The 16,525-nt window shown below is 68.3% G+C and carries 11 protein-coding genes and 4 tRNA genes; 8 read left to right on the plus strand and 7 right to left on the minus strand.

The window, feature by feature from the left end; translation table 11 throughout:
* Positions 1-117 precede the first annotated feature (117 nt).
* The 5 genes from AVR91_RS05495 to AVR91_RS05515 all read right to left on the minus strand — a co-directional run bounded on the left by AVR91_RS05495 (position 118) and on the right by AVR91_RS05515 (position 6,063).
* Entirely contained in the window at positions 118-654 is a 537-nt protein-coding gene (locus AVR91_RS05495) for an HIT family protein (RefSeq protein WP_063271483.1), read from the minus strand.
* The gene (gene thrS / locus AVR91_RS05500; RefSeq protein ID WP_063271482.1) at positions 651-2,720 is read right to left on the minus strand and encodes a threonine--tRNA ligase; all 2,070 of its coding nucleotides are present in this window, start codon (positions 2,718-2,720) and stop codon (positions 651-653) included. The genes AVR91_RS05495 and thrS overlap by 4 nt, the downstream gene beginning before the upstream one ends.
* Before the next feature lie 138 nt (positions 2,721-2,858).
* Positions 2,859-3,473 carry a malonic semialdehyde reductase gene (locus AVR91_RS05505; protein WP_037339000.1) on the minus strand — a complete coding sequence of 205 codons (615 nt, stop codon included), beginning with the start codon at positions 3,471-3,473 and terminating at the stop codon, positions 2,859-2,861.
* 109 nt (positions 3,474-3,582) lie between these two features.
* A complete protein-coding gene (locus AVR91_RS05510; protein WP_063271481.1) occupies positions 3,583-5,109 on the minus strand; it encodes a sugar transferase in 1,527 nt (508 codons plus the stop codon).
* 882 nt (positions 5,110-5,991) lie between these two features.
* A tRNA-Val gene (locus AVR91_RS05515) sits at positions 5,992-6,063 on the minus strand.
* Between the two features lie 400 nt (positions 6,064-6,463).
* On the opposite strand from AVR91_RS05515, the gene AVR91_RS05520 reads away from it, so the two are divergent.
* From AVR91_RS05520 to AVR91_RS05535, 4 genes are all read left to right on the plus strand, one after another.
* Entirely contained in the window at positions 6,464-6,889 is a 426-nt protein-coding gene (locus AVR91_RS05520) for an SsgA family sporulation/cell division regulator (protein WP_005159130.1), read from the plus strand.
* A 136-nt stretch (positions 6,890-7,025) separates the two neighbouring features.
* Positions 7,026-7,098 (plus strand) — tRNA-Gly (locus AVR91_RS05525).
* A gap of 25 nt (positions 7,099-7,123) precedes the next feature.
* Positions 7,124-7,194, plus strand: a tRNA-Cys gene (locus AVR91_RS05530).
* Position 7,195: 1 nt separating this feature from the next.
* Positions 7,196-7,270: transfer RNA gene (locus tag AVR91_RS05535), tRNA-Val, on the plus strand.
* A 107-nt stretch (positions 7,271-7,377) separates the two neighbouring features.
* Here AVR91_RS05535 and AVR91_RS05540 read toward each other — a convergent pair.
* A complete protein-coding gene (locus AVR91_RS05540; RefSeq protein ID WP_228709130.1) occupies positions 7,378-8,115 on the minus strand; it encodes a site-specific integrase in 738 nt (245 codons plus the stop codon).
* Positions 8,116-8,337: 222 nt separating this feature from the next.
* Complete coding sequence (locus AVR91_RS05550) at positions 8,338-9,603, minus strand: MFS transporter (protein WP_083737391.1); 1,266 nt, start codon at positions 9,601-9,603, stop codon at positions 8,338-8,340.
* A gap of 281 nt (positions 9,604-9,884) precedes the next feature.
* Here AVR91_RS05550 and AVR91_RS43485 point away from each other — a divergent pair, with 281 nt between their 5' ends.
* The 4 genes from AVR91_RS43485 to AVR91_RS05565 all read left to right on the plus strand — a co-directional run bounded on the left by AVR91_RS43485 (position 9,885) and on the right by AVR91_RS05565 (position 16,524).
* Positions 9,885-11,855: a cupredoxin domain-containing protein gene (locus tag AVR91_RS43485; RefSeq protein ID WP_063271480.1), complete on the plus strand. Its 1,971-nt coding sequence runs from the start codon at positions 9,885-9,887 to the stop codon at positions 11,853-11,855.
* Positions 11,816-12,241, plus strand: a complete 426-nt coding sequence (locus tag AVR91_RS43490; RefSeq protein ID WP_063271479.1) for a cupredoxin domain-containing protein — start codon at positions 11,816-11,818, stop codon at positions 12,239-12,241. Before AVR91_RS43485 ends, AVR91_RS43490 begins: the two co-directional genes overlap by 40 nt.
* A complete protein-coding gene (locus AVR91_RS05560) occupies positions 12,238-12,678 on the plus strand; it encodes a hypothetical protein (protein ID WP_063271478.1) in 441 nt (146 codons plus the stop codon). The genes AVR91_RS43490 and AVR91_RS05560 overlap by 4 nt, the downstream gene beginning before the upstream one ends.
* 144 nt (positions 12,679-12,822) lie before the next feature.
* Positions 12,823-16,524, plus strand: a complete 3,702-nt coding sequence (locus tag AVR91_RS05565; RefSeq protein WP_063271477.1) for a nitrate reductase subunit alpha — start codon at positions 12,823-12,825, stop codon at positions 16,522-16,524.
* Position 16,525 lies beyond the last annotated feature (1 nt).

The raw sequence follows: 16,525 nt of genomic DNA on the forward strand, positions 1-16,525 counted from the left end.
CGACCCTTTCATGACACTCGCAACCACTGGCCGCGCCGCGCCCCCGAGTACGTGAAGGCCCCCTTCATTGCGCTAGGCGCAATGAAGGGGGCCTTCACGTACTCAGAACGGCCAGACCTACCAGGCGTCCGCCAGCAACTGCCGCGTCTCGCCCAGCAACTGCGGCAACACCTTCGTGTGCCCGATCACGGGCATGAAGTTCGCGTCGCCGCCCCACCTCGGCACCACGTGCTGATGCAGATGCGCGGCGATCCCCGCGCCGGCGATCACGCCCTGGTTCATCCCGATGTTGAACCCGTGCGCCGACGAAACCTCCCGGATCACCCGCATCGCGTGCTGGGTGAACTCCGCCACCTCGACGGTCTCCTCCGGCGTCAGATCCGTGTAGTCCGCGACATGGCGGTACGGCACGGCCATCAGGTGACCGGGGTTGTACGGGTACAGGTTCAGCACCGCGTACACCGTCTTCCCGCGCGCGAGGATCAGCGCGTCCTCGTCACGCTTCTCGGGGAGATGGCAGAACGGGCAACCCTCATCGGGTCGTTTCGACCCCTGCACGTAGGCGAGCCGATGCGGGGTCCACAGACGCTGCAACGCGTCCGGGACCCCCACACCGTCCTGTCCGACGGCTTCCGGGCCATCGAGGCCCGTCACCGGAGTACCGCCTCCAAGCCCGCCACGGTCGGCGAAGCGTTCTCACGGCGCTGGACCCAGCCGGCGATCGCCTCGACCGCGTCGTCCACCGAGACGCCGTTGATCTGGCCGCCGTCGCGGAACCGGAACGACACCGCGCCCGCCTCGACGTCCTTCGCGCCCGCCAGGAGCATGAAGGGCACCTTCTGCGTGGTGTGGGTGCGGATCTTCTTCTGCATCCGGTCGCCGCTCGCGTCGACCTCGACCCGGATCCCCTTGGCCCGCAATGCCTTCTCGACCCCGCGCAGGTGCTCGACCTGGTCCTCGGTGATCGGGATGCCGACCACCTGGACCGGCGACAGCCACGCCGGGAACGCGCCCGCGTAGTGCTCGGTCAACACGCCGAAGAACCGCTCGATCGAGCCGAACAGCGCGCGGTGGATCATCACCGGACGCTGACGGCTGCCGTCGCCCGCGGTGTACTCCAGTTCGAACTTCTCGGGCAGCATGAAGTCCAGCTGGATGGTCGACATCTGCCAGGTGCGGCCCAGCGCGTCCTTCGCCTGCACGGAGATCTTGGGCCCGTAGAACGCGGCGCCACCCGGATCCGGCACCAGTTCCAGCCCGGAGTCCACGGCGGCGGCGCGGAGCACCTCGGTCGCCTCGTCCCACACCTCGTCCGAACCGATGTACTTCTCGTCGTTCCGAGTGGACAGCTCGAGGTAGAAATCGTCGAGACCGTAGTCGCGCAACAGGTTCAGCACGAAGTCCAAAAGGGACTTCAGCTCACCGGGGACCTGCTCCAGGGTGCAGAAGATGTGCGCGTCGTCCTGTGTCATGCCACGCACGCGGGTCAGGCCGTGGATCACGCCGGACTTCTCGTACCGGTACACGGAACCGAACTCGAACATCCGCAGCGGCAGTTCCCGGTAGGAACGCCCGCGCGAACGGAAGATCAGGTCGTGGAACGGGCAGTTCATCGGCTTGAGGTAGTAGTCCTGGCCGGGTTTGCGGACGGAACCGTCCTCGTTGTGCTCGGCGTCGAGGTGCATCGCCGGGTACATGCCGTCGCGGTACCAGTCGAGGTGACCGGAGGTCTCGAACAGCGCGCCCTTGGTGATGTGCGGCGAGTAGACGAAGTCGTACCCGGCTTCGACGTGCCGCTGCCGCGAGTAGTTCTCCATCTCCTGCCGGATGATCCCGCCCTTGGGGTGGAACACCGGCAGCCCCGAGCCGATCTCGTCGGGGAAGGAGAACAGGTCCAGCTCCACACCGAGCTTGCGGTGGTCGCGCCGCTCGGCCTCGGCCAGCCGCTCCAGGTAGACGTCCTGCGCCTCGGCGGACTCCCACGCGGTGCCGTAGATCCGCTGCAGCTGCGGGTTCTTGTCGTCACCGCGCCAGTACGCGGCGGCGACCCGGGTGAGCTTGAACGCCGGGATGAACTTGGTGGTCGGCACGTGCGGGCCGCGGCAGAGGTCGCTCCACACGCGCTCCTTGGTGCGCGGGTCGAGGTTGTCGTAGATGGTCAGCTCGCCGCCGCCGACCTCCATCACCTCGGAGGTGTCCACTGTGGAGTCTTCGGACTTGATGTCGACGAGTTCGAGCTTGAACGGCTCGTCGGCCAGTTCCTTCTTGGCCTCGTCGACCGAGTCGAAGACGCGGCGGGAGAACTGCTGCGCGCCCTTCACGATCTGCTTCATGCGCTTTTCGAGCGCCTGGAGGTCCTCCGGGGTGAACGGGGTGTCGACGGCGAAGTCGTAGTAGAAGCCGTCCTTGACCGGCGGGCCGATGCCCAGCTTGGCCTGCGGGAACTGCTGCTGCACGGCCTGGGCGAGCACGTGGGCGGCCGAGTGGCGGATGACGCTGCGGCCGTCCTCGGTGTTCGCCGCGACGGCTTCGACCTCGACCTCGGCCTCCGGGGCCCAGGAGAGGTCGCGGAGGTTCCCCTCGGCGTCGCGCACGACGACGATCGTGTCCGGCCCCTTGGTCGGCAGCCCGGCTTCGCGGACCGCGGTGCCCGCCGTAGTGCCCGCCGGTACCACCACGCGCGAGGCGGTTGCGGCTGCTACTGACGACGGCTGGGACACGATGGACTCCTCGTGGTTAAAGCGGATGGTTCCCGTGATGTTAGTCGTCAGGTGCGGCGCGGCTCACGCGCATTACCCCAAGCACCACGAAGGCCTCCTTCCCATCGGAAGAAGGCCTTCGCGTATCGGGGAACGAGGTCAGACGGTCTCGACGACCTCGTCGAAGTCCAGCCGCGGCAGGCGGTCGAACCACGGGTTCTCGCCCGGCTTGCCGACGTTGATCACGACGAGGGACTTCCACGGCTTGTCCGCGAAGAACTCCTTGTCGATGCCCTCGGCGTCGAAGCCGGTCATCGGGCCGGCGGCCAGCCCGGCGGCGCGGACGCCGATGATGAAGTAACCGACCTGCAGCAGCGCGTTGAGCTTGGCGGTCTCGACGCGGGCAGCCTCGTCCGCGAACAGGTCCTTGGCACCCGGGAAGTGCGGGAAGGTGCGCGGCAGGTTCTCGTGGAACTCGGTGTCGGCGGCCAGCACGACGGTCACCGGCGCGGCCTCGGTCTTCGCGCGGTTGCCCTCGGACATCAGCGGGGACAGCCGCTTCTTGCCCTCTTCGGTGCGGATCACCAGCGCGCGCAGCGGCTGGTTGTTCATCGACGTCGGGGCCCATTTGACCAGCTCGTAGATCGCGCGGATCTGCTCGTCGGTCACCGGCTCGTCGCTGAAGTTGTTCGCGGTGCGGGCCTCGCGGAACAACAGGTCCTGAACGTCCTGCGGGAGGTTCAAGGCTTCGGTCGGCTCAACGCTGGTGGTCATGGGTGGATCTTCCTTCCGTACGCGTCCTTGTACCCGTCCCAACCTAGTTGAGCGCTGAACTATTTCTCGCTCAACTATCTCTACGTGTGGGACCGGTCACAGGAAAGCGTCAGTAGGCACCTCGTCCCTGCACCACGGCGCGGAAGGTCTTCCAAAGGATCACCAGGTCGAGGGCCAGCGACCAGTCCTCGACGTAGCGCAGGTCGAGGCGGATGCTCTCGGCCCAGCTGAGGTCGCTGCGGCCGCTGACCTGCCAGAGCCCGGTCAGCCCGGGCTTGACCAGGAGACGGCGGCGCGCGTCGGGAGCGTACTTCGCGGTCTCCTCGGGCAGCGGCGGACGAGGGCCGACGAGCGACATCCGCCCGCTCACGACGTTGAGCAGCTGCGGCAGCTCGTCGAGGGAGTACCGGCGAAGCAGACCGCCGACCCGGGTCACCCGCGGGTCCTTCCGCATCTTGAACAGCGGGCCCGCGCCTTCGTTGTCCGACTGGAGATCCTGCTTGAGCTTGTCGGCGTTCGTGACCATCGTGCGGAACTTCAGCATCGTGAAGGTGTGCCCGTCGCGGCCGACGCGGCGCTGCCGGTAGATCACCGGACCGTGGTCGTCGAGTTTGATCGCGATCGCGATGGCCAGCAGCACCGGGGAAACGAGCGTGAGGAGCAGGGCGGAACCGAACCGGTCGAGAGCCTCCTTGACCAGACGGCGGCCCCCGGTGAACATCGGCGCGGTCACGCGCAACAGCGGCATCCCGAGCACGCCGGAGACGTTCAGCCGCGGTCCGGCGACCTCCATCAGCATCGGCGCGACCACCATCTCGGCCGAGGTTCCTTCGAGATCCCAGGCGAGCCGCTGGAGGCGCTTCGGGTTCCAGTGCTGATCGGCGGTCACGGCGACCACCCGGTAGCCGCCGCGGCGGACGTGGCTCGCGAGGTCGTCGAGCTTCCCGACGATCGGGACGCCTTCCACCTCTCCGCTCCCCCGCTCCGCGCCGGCCCCGGAATATGTGCAGACGGCTTCCACCCGCCAGCCGACATGCGGATCGGCCTTGGTGCGGGCGATCAGGTCGGCGACCGTGTCGGGACTTCCCGCCGCGAGCACCGGCAGCAGGCATTCACCGAGCCGTCTGCGCCGGTGCAGCACCTGTCTCAGCGCGTATCGCTGCAGGAACATGAAGACCGAGATCATCGGGACGACGATGAAGACCCACGGCTGCACGGCGAGCGCACCGAAGAGCAGGCCGCCCAGCGCGACGAGGACGGCGGTGGCCACGAGGCCGCGCCCCAGCGTCCGGTACTCCTCCGCACCCTCGCCCAGAACACGCGGGCTCCAGGCGCGGCAGGCCGACAACCCGAACAGGAAGGCCGCGGCGGTGCCGAGCGCGTGCATGTCGTGCGGATCGGATCGATCGATCAAGAAGGCGCTCATCACGATGAGCACGAACGCGGTGAAAACGTCACTACCGATGACCCAGGCGCGGTAGCGCGATTCCCAAGCCGCGTAAGGGGGCCGCGCCGACGTGGTGTCGACCGCGGCGGCATCGCCCGCACCCCTTTGGGGAGGAAGCGGAATCGACTGGAGGTCGATGTGCTGCGGCGTCCCGTTGACGGTGGACGACGGCCGCACCGACTCTTCCATCAGACCTCCCGGAGTGGGGATTCCCGAACGCCGGATCAACACGCTGAGTAAATGAGAGCGATCTCGAAGAGTGATCGATTCTCACTGTCTCTCAGCGGCCGATGGGGCGACACACGCCAAGGTATCGGCCACTCTCCGGCCATCGTTACAAGGATTTCCAGCCACACCCTGGGCGAGCATCCGGCAAATGAATGCCGTGTTGATAACAAGATGATGACGATGCGTAATAGACCGTATCCCCCGAACAACTACTCAAAGTAGTCACCAATTATCAGGACTCCCGGCCACTTGGAGCACCGCTTCCCCGATCGGCCGAACGGCCCGGAAAACTCCACAGTGGACGGTTCACGGAAGTCGATCACCGGCCGGTCCATTGTGGATTTCACGCACCGGGAGGACTGCGGCCCGTCCGGCGCGCCCACCTACCTTGTCAATCGGTCACCGGTGTGGCGTTTCGTCACATCACGTCAGCGTCACGACGGCCCCGCGACCGGAGCCGGACGAGTGAGCCGCCCAGCCATGCCCCACATCACCTTCTTCGTGGTCTGGACCTTTCGCCGGACGTTTCGTGCCGAGGATCACAAAGAAGTCTCGACGGTCGGATCATGCGACATTTTCGTGGCGCCACACGAGATCTCCGGCGAATGTCCACACCGGCCGGAAGGATCGACTTCGGAGATCTTCGAACCGGCGGCTCCCCGTGCCCCCGATCGGCCAGTGTGGATCCACCCGCACGAGCCGGGCCGGCCGCGACGGTAGAAGTACCGCCCCCACACAACCCGCGTCCGACCTGGGGATCGAATGCCGCCGGACGGCTCACCGCCGTCAAGCGGCCGAGAATGAATCAAGGCCCCGGACCAACGGTCCAGGGCCTTCATCCGGTGGGCGATACTGGGATCGAACCAGTGACCTCTTCGGTGTGAACGAAGCGCTCTCCCGCTGAGCTAATCGCCCGCTCGCGGTGTTCGGCAGACTCTACCCCACGACTTTAGGGGGCCTGCAAACGGGTGGTTCCCTCCGACCACACTCCGCTCACCAGCAAGTACGGAGCGAACAACCGCGAGCTAGTCGGGGTTGTCCGGGCCGGGGGCCGCCCGCGACGCGTTTCGACATTCGTGCGACGGTGCTATCGCGTGACGACTAAACCGCGCAGTATGTACATGTGGACTGCCTGCAGGGCGCATGTAGGGCTGCGCGTCGCGCGGGTGATGATGGGGTGACGGAGCACGGACCCGGGGTCCGATGACCCCGTCCGGGTGATCTGCGGCAAAACCGCGTTCCGATCAGCCGGCCGATACGTCACATCATCGCCACTCGGTTCGACCGGGCCGGGAAGGAGACGAAGGGTAGGACGATGCGCAACGATCACGTGACGCTCCGCTCGACGGCGGTGTTCGACCTCCTGGCGCCGCGGACCCCCGCGGTTCCAGTCAAGGTGGAACTGCGATACGACACTCGCGACCCGTACGCGGTCGTGGCCGCCTTCCGCACCGGCCGCGCCGGCTGGGTCGAGTGGGTCTACGCGCGCGATCTCCTCGCCGACGGCCTCCTGGCCGACGCGGGCGACGGCGACGTACGCATCCGCCCCTCCGTGGAAGACCCCGAGTCCGTCCTCATCGAACTGAACTCGCCGTCCGGGCACGCCATGTTCGAGGCGTCCGCCCAGGAGCTGGCCGACTTCCTCGACCGGACCTACGACGTCGTGCTTCCGGGCAACGAGCACCTCTGGGTCGACGTCGACGACGCCCTGACACACCTGATCCCCAACGATCTGGCCTGATGACGGCCTTGCGAACAGCAAGTGGCACCCCGGTTGCAGAGCCGTTTTCGGGATCGGATAGTGTTCACACACACCACGGCGACGGGGTGAGAGACAGAACCGCGAGGCTCTGAACTCCCATCCAGACCGAGGATGTGCGGATGTAGCGCAGCTGGTAGCGCATCACCTTGCCAAGGTGAGGGTCGCGGGTTCGAATCCCGTCATCCGCTCGGAAGGCCATCTCGGGCCTGACACGGTGGAGTGGCCGAGAGGCGAGGCAACGGCCTGCAAAGCCGTGTACACGGGTTCGAATCCCGTCTCCACCTCGCGCGATTAGCTCAGCGGGAGAGCGCTTCCCTGACACGGAAGAGGTCACTGGTTCAATCCCAGTATCGCGCACCATCTGTTTTCGCAGGTCAGAAGCCCTGCTCCTCCTCGGAGGGGCGGGGCTTCAGTCGTTCAATGGCGATGAAATGGCGATGGCCCTCGGGGCCGTCTCCAACTGCCCGTCACGGAAAGTGGCGTGCAGGTGCGGGAACCACTCCCCCCAGCTTCGTCCGCTCACTCGGCGTGAGCGCGACCAACGAACCGATCCACCGGGTCTCGAGCGCCTGCAGAATCTGACGGCGCATCAGCGGAGTCACGTGGTCGTAGACCCTCGCGATGCCTTTCATCTTCTGCCCGAGCCGCGCTCGCCGGGCGACTTCGGGGATGCCGTCCTCGGCGAGCCAGGTGCTGTGGCTATGCCTGCCCTCGTGGAAGGTGAAGGTCGGCAGGATCGGCTGCACCACTTCCGCCGACCGCGTGTGTTCAGCGTCACTGCCGTCCCACACCGGGCGCCAGTACCGGTTGCGGAAGTTCGACCGCCGCAACGGCGCACCCTCGGCACTGCAGAGGATGAACGGGAAGCTGTGGCTGTCGATCAGCTCTTCGTAGAAGACCGCGATGCTCGGCGGCAACTCCACGCTCCGCGTGCCCGCCGGAGTCTTGGTCCTGCCCTTCTTCGCCCGACCGCCCTGTCGTCGCGGTGTCACCGGGCGAGTCGGCCGGGGACCGAGATCGGCGAGCCGCGAGGTGTCGACCCGGCGACCACCCTTGAACAATCGTCCACCGATCTCCTTCAGCGGCTCGCGGATCTGGATCGCCCGTGCTTCGCTGTCGTACTCGTGCCGCTGCTGACCGACCAACTCGCCCCACCGGGAACCGGTGTAGAAGTCGAGCAGACCGTGTGGGGTTCCAAAAGTCACTCACCGGCGTTGACCAGTGAGTTTACGCGGCCCGTTCGTATTCGTTGATGAGGCCTCCGAGCAGCCGATGTCGCCTGATCCGCTGAGAGTTGAGGTCCGCCACGGGGTGGGTTACCCGGGCCGCCGCGGACCACCGCTACCGCTCGAGCCTCACCCGTCATCTTGTGGAGCGAGGACTCGATACTGACTAGCCCCGTCATCAACCAGGCCGCGCTCAGGTCCCTAGTCGGCCGGCTGTGCCTCACGCTCGGCGATCGCGCGGCGTACCGTGGTGGCGGTGAAGGCCAACGCGCCGCCGGCGACCGCGGCCAGAGCGGCCAAGCCCACCGCGTACGAGCCCAATGCGCCGTAGAGGGCACCCATCACCAGCGGCGGCACGAATCCGCCGAGACCACCTGCTGCGCCGACGATCCCGGTGACCGAACCGACCTTGTTCCCCGGCGCGAGCAGGGCGACGAGCGCGAAGACCGCGCCACTGCCGGCGCCGAGCGCGGCGGCCATGGACAGGAAGGCGATCGTGCCGAGCGGCATCAGGGCCGGGGTGAACGCCGTGACCGCGGCCGCGGCGGTGACCACCGTGAAGACTCCGGCCAAGACCCGCACCGGTCCGATCCGGTCGGACAGCCACCCGCCCGCCGGGCGCATCAGAACTGCCAAGAGCACGAAGCCTGCCATCCGGTTGGCCGCGTCGGCCTGAGTGAGCCCGTAAGCGGCCTTCAGATAAGCGGGCAGATAGACGGAAAACGCGACGTAGCCGCCGAAAGCGACCGCGTACAGCGCCGAGGCCTGCCACGTGATGGGCAAACGAGCCGTGTCCGCCAGGCGACGGAGGGCAGGTTCGGTCGGCACCGTCCGGCCTGGCGCGTCCTGCAGCAACAGGAACGCGACGGCGGCGTAGAGTGCCAGTACGACGGTGGTGATGACGAACGGTGTCGCAGCTCCGCCGGCGTCCACGAGCTGCACCGTGGTCAAGGCACTGATCGCGGTGCCGCCCATGCCCGCCCCGAACACGCCGATCGCTAACCCACGTCGCTGCGGCGGGAACCAGGCGTTGACGAACGGCACGCCCACGGCGAACGCGGTGCCGCCGATGCCGAGGAAGAATCCGCCGATCAGCAGGGCCGCCAGCGAGGTACTCCCCACCAGGCCGAGGAAGAGCACCGGCACGATCGTCGCCGCCGAGACCAGCGGGAACATCACGCGCCCGCCGTACCGGTCGGTCAGCGCGCCCACGGGGATCCGCCCGACCGAGCCGACCACGACCGGTACGGCGACCAGCAGCGCCTGCTGGAACGAGCTCAGCCCGAGGTCCTCTTTGAACAGTGGGCCGAGTGGGCTCAGCAACGCCCACGCCCAGAAGTTCACCGCGAAGCCCGCGGTCGCGATCGCCAACATGAGCATCCGACGCCCGGCAGGCGGTCCGCCGTGGTTCTCGTCCTTGTTGCCCTTGGCCGGATGCGTGCCCGGCGTTGTCACGTGCGTCGTCATGTCGCCTCGGACGTTCTCGTCGTAAGTAGTGGACAGCTCAAGGATGCGAACCGGACCGGCGGATCGACAGAGATCGACGGTCCCGTCCTCGCGGGTCGAACGTCCCTTCCGGCGGAATCGCCGTCCGGCTTTCCTTGATGGCGTGGACGAAACACCTCGGATCGCTCTCGCACCACCGACCGCGGCGCGCCCGCGAGGGCCGCTGTTCGTATGGGCCAACGCGGTGGTGCTGGGGGCTGGCCGTCGCCGTCATACTGTCGGCCGCGCACGAGGTACTCGGCTTGCCGGGCTGGGCCCCGCTGCACGCCCTGCTGCTGGGCGCGGTCACCAACGCCATCGTGATCTGGTCCGAGCATTTCGTGGTGACGCTGTGCCGCGCACCGGCCCCACCCGCACGGCGGGTGGCGGCCGGACTGATCGCACTGAACCTTTCCGTGGTCACCGTGCTCGCCGGAGTCACGGCGGACGTGGCCGTGATGACCGGTGCCGGCGCCGCAGGCATCTGCGTGATCGCAGCCGTGCACACCGTTTTCTTGGTGCGTATACAGCGAAAGGCGCTTCAGCGCCGGTTCGGCCACCTCATCGGCTTCTATGCCTCGGCGAGCGTCGCGCTACTGGCCGGTGCCGTCACGGGTGCGGCGCTCGGCACCGGGGCCGCGACCCCGGTCTGGTACTCGCGCCTGTGGGGTGCGCACGTCCATCTCACCTTGCTGGGCTGGGTGGGTTTCGCGGTGCTGGGCACCCTGTTCACCCTGTGGCCGACCACGCTCGGCACCCGGATCGCCGACGGCACCGCCTCGGCGGCGCGTCGTGCGCTTCCGGTGCTGGCGGTGGGCTTGGTCCTCGCCGTAGGCGGCATCCTCGCGGCGCGCCAATGGCTGACCCTCGCCGGTCTCGCGTGCTACGCCGCCGGTGTCACTGTCGCGGTGATCCCGCTCGTTCGCGTGCTCGCCACCCGGCGTCCGCGTGGTCCGGCGGCGTGGATGCTGGCCGCCGGCACCGGGTGGCTGGGCGTGGCGGTGCTGATCGAGGCGGTCCGGTTGCTCGTCGCCGGATCGATCGACGCCGTTCCGGACGTGGTCGGCGCTGTGGTGCCGGTGTTCGTGCTCGGCTTCACCGCCCAGGTGCTGGTCGGTGCGCTGACCCAGTTGCTGCCCGTCGTGCTGGGCCACGGTCCCGCCGAGCACAAGTCCCTCTCCGCTGCATTGGCGCGAGGCTGGCAGGTGCGTGTCCTCCTGACCAACCTCGCCGTGCCTCTCGTCGCCGGGGGCTGGCCACGACCGCTGCCGCTGATCGGCTGGGCGTTCGGCGCCCTCGGTATCGGAACCTTCGTCGTACTCGCCCTGCGTGCCACGATTCCGGTGGCGTTACGTGGCGCGGTGACCACGGTTCATGAGCCGGACCGGGTGAGCCCGGCCGCAGGCACCACCACCGGGATCGCCGCCGGGCTGGCCGTGGTCGTGCTCGCCGTGGCACTGGCCACCACCGGCGACGGCGACGCCAAGCACACACCGGTTTCCGGTGCGGCGGACACCGTCGAGGTGACCATGAGCGCGATGCGGATCCGACCGTCCACTGTGGACATCCCGCCGGGCACCCGCTTGGTGCTGCGCGTGACCAACCAGGACTCGATGCCTCACGACCTGCGCGCGGACAGCGGACAACGCACACCTCGGCTCCGGCAGGGCGAAACCGCGCTGCTCGACCTCGGCGCGATCCGAGGCGACCACCAGGCCTGGTGCGACGTCGCCGGACACCGCGCTGCGGGGATGACCATGACCATCCGCACCTCCCCCGCCGCCGCGGACACCGTCCAAGACCACGATCCGGGCACCGGGAACGGTCTGGACCTGGGTGCCGCCCCTTCGCCGGGCTGGACGCCTCGTGACGCCCGGCTCGCGCCGCCGACCGGGACCGTGCACCGGGTCGAACTCCACGTCACCGAGCAGGACCTGGAGGTCGCGCCCGGAGTGCGCGAGCGACGGTGGACGTTCGGCCGGACAGCACCCGGCCCGGCGTTGCGCGGACGGGTGGGCGACCGGTTCGAGATCACCCTCGTCAACGACGCCGCCATGGGCCACGGCATCGACTTCCACGCCGGCGCACTGGCTCCCGATCAGCCGATGCGCACCATCGAGCCGGGCGAGCGCCTGGTCTACCGGTTCACCGCGCACCGCGCGGGCGCCTGCTCTACCACTGCTCCACGATGCCCATGTCCCAGCACATCGCCAACGGCATGTACGGCGCGGTAGTCATCGATCCCCCGGACCTGCCCGCCGCCGACCACGAATATCTGCTCGTCTCCTCCCAGCTCTACCTCGGCGTTCCCGAAAGCGACCAGCACGTCGCCAAGATCCACACGGGACGACCGGACGGCTGGGCGTTCAACGGCATGGCCGCCCAGTACGACCACGCGCCGCTCACCACCCACACCGGTCGGCGCGTCAGGATCTGGCTGGTCAATGCCGGGCCCGGCGACCCCGGCGGCGCCCAAGTGCTCGACCTCGCGCCGGCCCAGGGCGGCTTCGTCGAACTGACCTTCCCCGAAGCCGGCCACTACCCGTTCGTGGACCACGACATGCGCCACGCCGAGAACGGCGCCCATGGTCAGTTCACCGTCACGGAGCCGCCGCGGTGATCGACATCTGGACCGTCGTGCGGTTCCTGCACGTCCTCGGCGCCATCATCTGGGTCGGCGGTCAACTCACCATCACGGTCGTCGTGCTGCCGCCGGTACGGCGCCTGCTCGGCCTCGCCGAACGGACCGAAGTCCTGCGGACCGTGGGCAAACGCTTCGCGCTGATCACCGCGGCGCTGTTCCTACCTGCCCAGATCACCACCGGTGTGCTGCTGGCGTGGCGGCACGGGGTCACCTGGGCCGCGCTCGTGGAACCCGGCTACGGCCGCGTCCTGGCCGCGAAGCTGATCCTGTTCACCCTGGTGATGGCCGCGGCGACGGTGCACGGCATCGCTCAGGCCAAGCGCAGGCCGGCCGCCGCACGAGCCGCGTCCATCACCGCGCTCGTCGGCTCGCTCGGCGTGATCCTGCTCGGCACCGGCCTGGTCGGGCAGTAGCCCGGCAGGACGGGACCGAAGGTCCCTCGGTGCGGGACGTTCGCCTGGTGATCGGCAGGTCGCTCTCACCGAACATAGGTGATGCCTTACCGGCCACCCGCCCCCTGTCCCGGTGCCCGGACCACCCGAAGGAGCCGCGTCCCCGTGTCTTCCCATCCTGCCCCTGCGAACGACCACGTTCCCGGCCATGGGCCGCTGCTCGGTGCCCGTCGTTTCCTGACCAAGGAGACGGTCGGTGACCACGGACGGACTCTGCACCAGATCGATTCCGGCGCCTGGGAATCGTTCTACCGCGACCGGTGGAGCTACGACCGGGTCGTGCGTTCGACCCACGGCGTCAACTGCACCGGTTCGTGCTCGTGGAACGTGTTCGTCAAGGACGACCTCATCACCTGGGAGCACCAGGCGACCGACTACCCGACCACGGGACCGGACAGCCCCGACTACGAACCCCGGGGTTGTCCGCGCGGCGCGTCGTTTTCCTGGTACGAGTACTCGCCTTCCCGTGTCCGGCACCCCTACGTGCGCGGCTCGCTGATCACGATGTTCCGGGCCGGACTCCAGCGGTTCGGCGATCCGGTCGCGGCGTGGGCGGATATCGTCGAGGACCCGCGCAAGGCATCCGTCTACAAAGGACAGCGTGGTCGCGGCGGGTTCGTGCGCGCGTCGTGGGACGAGGTGACCACCATGGTCGCCGCCGCGCACGTGTACACCACCAAGACCCACGGCCCTGACCGTGTCGTCGGATTTTCGCCGATCCCCGCGATGTCCATGGCGTCCTTCGCGGCGGGCACCCGCTACCACGCGTTGCTCGGCGGCACGCTGCTGTCGTTCTACGACTGGTACGCCGACCTCCCGGTCGCGTCGCCCCAGGTGTGGGGCGACCAGACCGACGTCCCCGAGGCCGGCGACTGGTGGAACTCCACCTACCTGGTCATGTGGGGCTCCAACATCCCGGTCACCCGCACCCCGGACGCCCACTTCCTCGCCGAGGCCCGCTACCGCGGCACCAAGGTCGTCGCCGTCAGCCCCGACTACGCAGACAACGTCAAGTTCGCCGACGACTGGCTCGCCCCCCGGCCCGGCACCGACGGTGCGCTGGCGATGGCCATGGGCCACGTGATGCTCACCGAGTTCTTCCGCGACCGCCAGGTCCCCTACTTCACCGACTACGTGCGGTCCTACACCGACCTGCCCTTCCTGGTGACGCTTCGCGAACGGGAACCGGGCGTCTATGTCGCGGACCGGTTCCTCACCGCCGCGGACCTCGGCGACGAAGACCCTGGCGCGCAGCACAAGACCGTTCTGCTCGACGACGCGTCTGGTGCCCCGGTGGTGCCGGGCGGGTCGCTGGGATTCCGCTACGGCCCCGAGGGTGAAGGCCGGTGGAACCTCGATCTCGGCGACGTCGTGCCCGCGCTCGGCGTGCTCGATCACGCCACCGGGCAGGTTCCCGTGGATCTCGCCCGGTTCGACATCGGCGAGACCGAGGGCGGTGCCACCATGCGCCGCGGTGTCCCGGTCACGCGTGTGGGCGACCACCTCGTCACCGGCGTCTTCGACCTCATCATGGCCCAGTACGGCGTCCGTCGCGGCGACCTGCCCGGCGAATGGCCCACCGGGTACGACGACGCCGACGCCCCGCACACCCCCGCGTGGCAGGAGCGGCTCACCGGCGTGCCCGCGGCGATGGCGGCCAAGATCGGGCGCGAGTTCGCCCGCAACGCCGAGCGCAGCCGTGGCCGGTCCCTGATCGCGCTGGGCGCGGGCGCGAACCAGTGGTTCCACTCGGACATGACCTATCGCGCGTTCATCGCGCTGGTGACGCTCACCGGTTGCCAGGGCGTCAACGGCGGCGGCTGGGCGCACTACGTCGGCCAGGAGAAGGCGCGGCCGATCACCGGGCAGCAGCACATGAGCTTCGCCTTCGACTGGCAGCGTCCGATGCGGCATCAGGCGAGCACCCCGTTCTGGTACCTGCACACCGACCAGTGGCGCTACGAGAAGGTGCCGGCCGACGAGCTCGCTTCGCCGCTGGGAGAGGGGCGGTTGGCGGGTATGGCGTTCGCCGACACCGTCGCGGCAGCTCAGCGCATGGGCTGGTCGCCGGGCCATCCGGCGTTCGACCGCAACCCGCTCGACCTCACCGACGAGGCCGCGGCCGCGGGACTGAGCACGAGCGAGCACATCGTCTCCGAGCTGCGCGCGGGACGGCTCAAGGCCGTCGCCGACGATCCCGACGATCCCGCGAACTTCCCCCGCTGCCTGACCTTGTGGCGGGCGAACCTGCTCGGTTCCTCCGGCAAGGGCAACGAGTTCTTCATGAAGCACCTGCTCGGCGTGGACTCCTTGGCGTCGGCCGACGAATGCGCTCCCGATGAACGGCCCCGTGACGTGGTGTGGCGGGACGAAGCGCCCACAGGCAAGCTCGACCTGCTCACCGCGATCGACTTTCGGATGACCAACACCGGGCTGCACTCCGACGTCGTCCTGCCCGCCGCCACCTGGTACGAGAAGCACGACATCTCCACCACCGACATGCACCCGTTCGTGCACGCGTTCTCCCCCGCCGTCGCCCCGCCGGGTGAGGTGCACACCGACTACGACGCTTTCCTCTCCATCGCCGACAAGGTCAGCGAGCTGGCGGTCACCCACCTCGGTACCCGCCGCGACGTGCTCGCCGCGCCGCTGCAGCACGACACTCCCGACGAGCTCGCGACGCCGTCGGGCAGGGTCCGTGACTGGAAGCGCGGCGAGTGCGAACCAGTGCCGGGCGTGACGATGCCGAAGCTGATCGAGATCGAACGCGACTACACGCTCATCGGTGCGAAGATGCGCGCCGTCGGACCGTTGCTGGACAAGCTCGGCACCACGACCAAGGGCATCACCGTCGACGTCACCTCGGAGCTGGAGTACCTGCGCCACCAGAACGGAGTCGTGACCGACGGCCCGTTCGCCGGTCGCCCGTCACTGTCCACAGCGGACCGGATGTGCGAGGCGATCCTCGCCCTGTCCGGCACGACGAACGGCCGCGTGGCCCACGAAGGCTTCCTGCAGCTGGAAAAGCGAACCGGACACCAGTTCACCGACCTCGTCGAGGGCCACGAAACCGATCACGTCACCTACGCGTCCACTCAGGAGGCGCCGCAGCCGGTGTTCACCAGCCCGGAGTGGTCCGGCTCGGAAAAGGGCGGGCGCCGGTACTCGCCGTTCACCATCAACGTCGAGCGGCGCAAGCCATGGCACACCCTCACCGGCAGGCAGCACTTCTTCGTCGAGCACGACTGGGTCGCCGAACTGGGTGAGCATCTGCCCGGCTATCGGCCGCCGCTGAACATGGCCCGGCACTTCGGCAAGCCCGGCGAACTCGCCGACGGTGGCGTGACCGTCCGATTCCTCACGCCACACGCCAAGTGGTCGATCCACTCGATGTACCACGACAACGAGCTCATGCTCGCGCTCTCCCGCGGTGGTCCGGTGATCTGGATGAGCATCGAGGACGCCGCCAAGATCGGTGTCGCCGACAACGACTGGGTCGAGGCCGACAACCGCAACGGCGTGATCGTCGCCCGCGCCGTCGTCAGCCACCGGATGCCCGAAGGCACGGTGTTCCAGTACCACTCCCCCGAGCGCACCGTGAACGTCCCGAAGACCGAGAAAAGCGGCAAGGGCAAGGGAAAGCGCGGCGGCTACCACAACTCGATGACCCGGCTGCTCATCAAGCCGACCCATCTCGCGGGCGGCCATGCCCAGCTGACCTACGCCTTCAACTACTACGGCCCCATCGGCAGCCAGCGCGACGAGATCACCGTGATCCGCCGCCGCGGCCAGGAAGTGGAGTACTGAC

This window comes from Amycolatopsis keratiniphila subsp. keratiniphila (assembly GCF_001620365.2).
In the GTDB taxonomy this organism is placed as follows: domain Bacteria; phylum Actinomycetota; class Actinomycetes; order Mycobacteriales; family Pseudonocardiaceae; genus Amycolatopsis; species Amycolatopsis keratiniphila.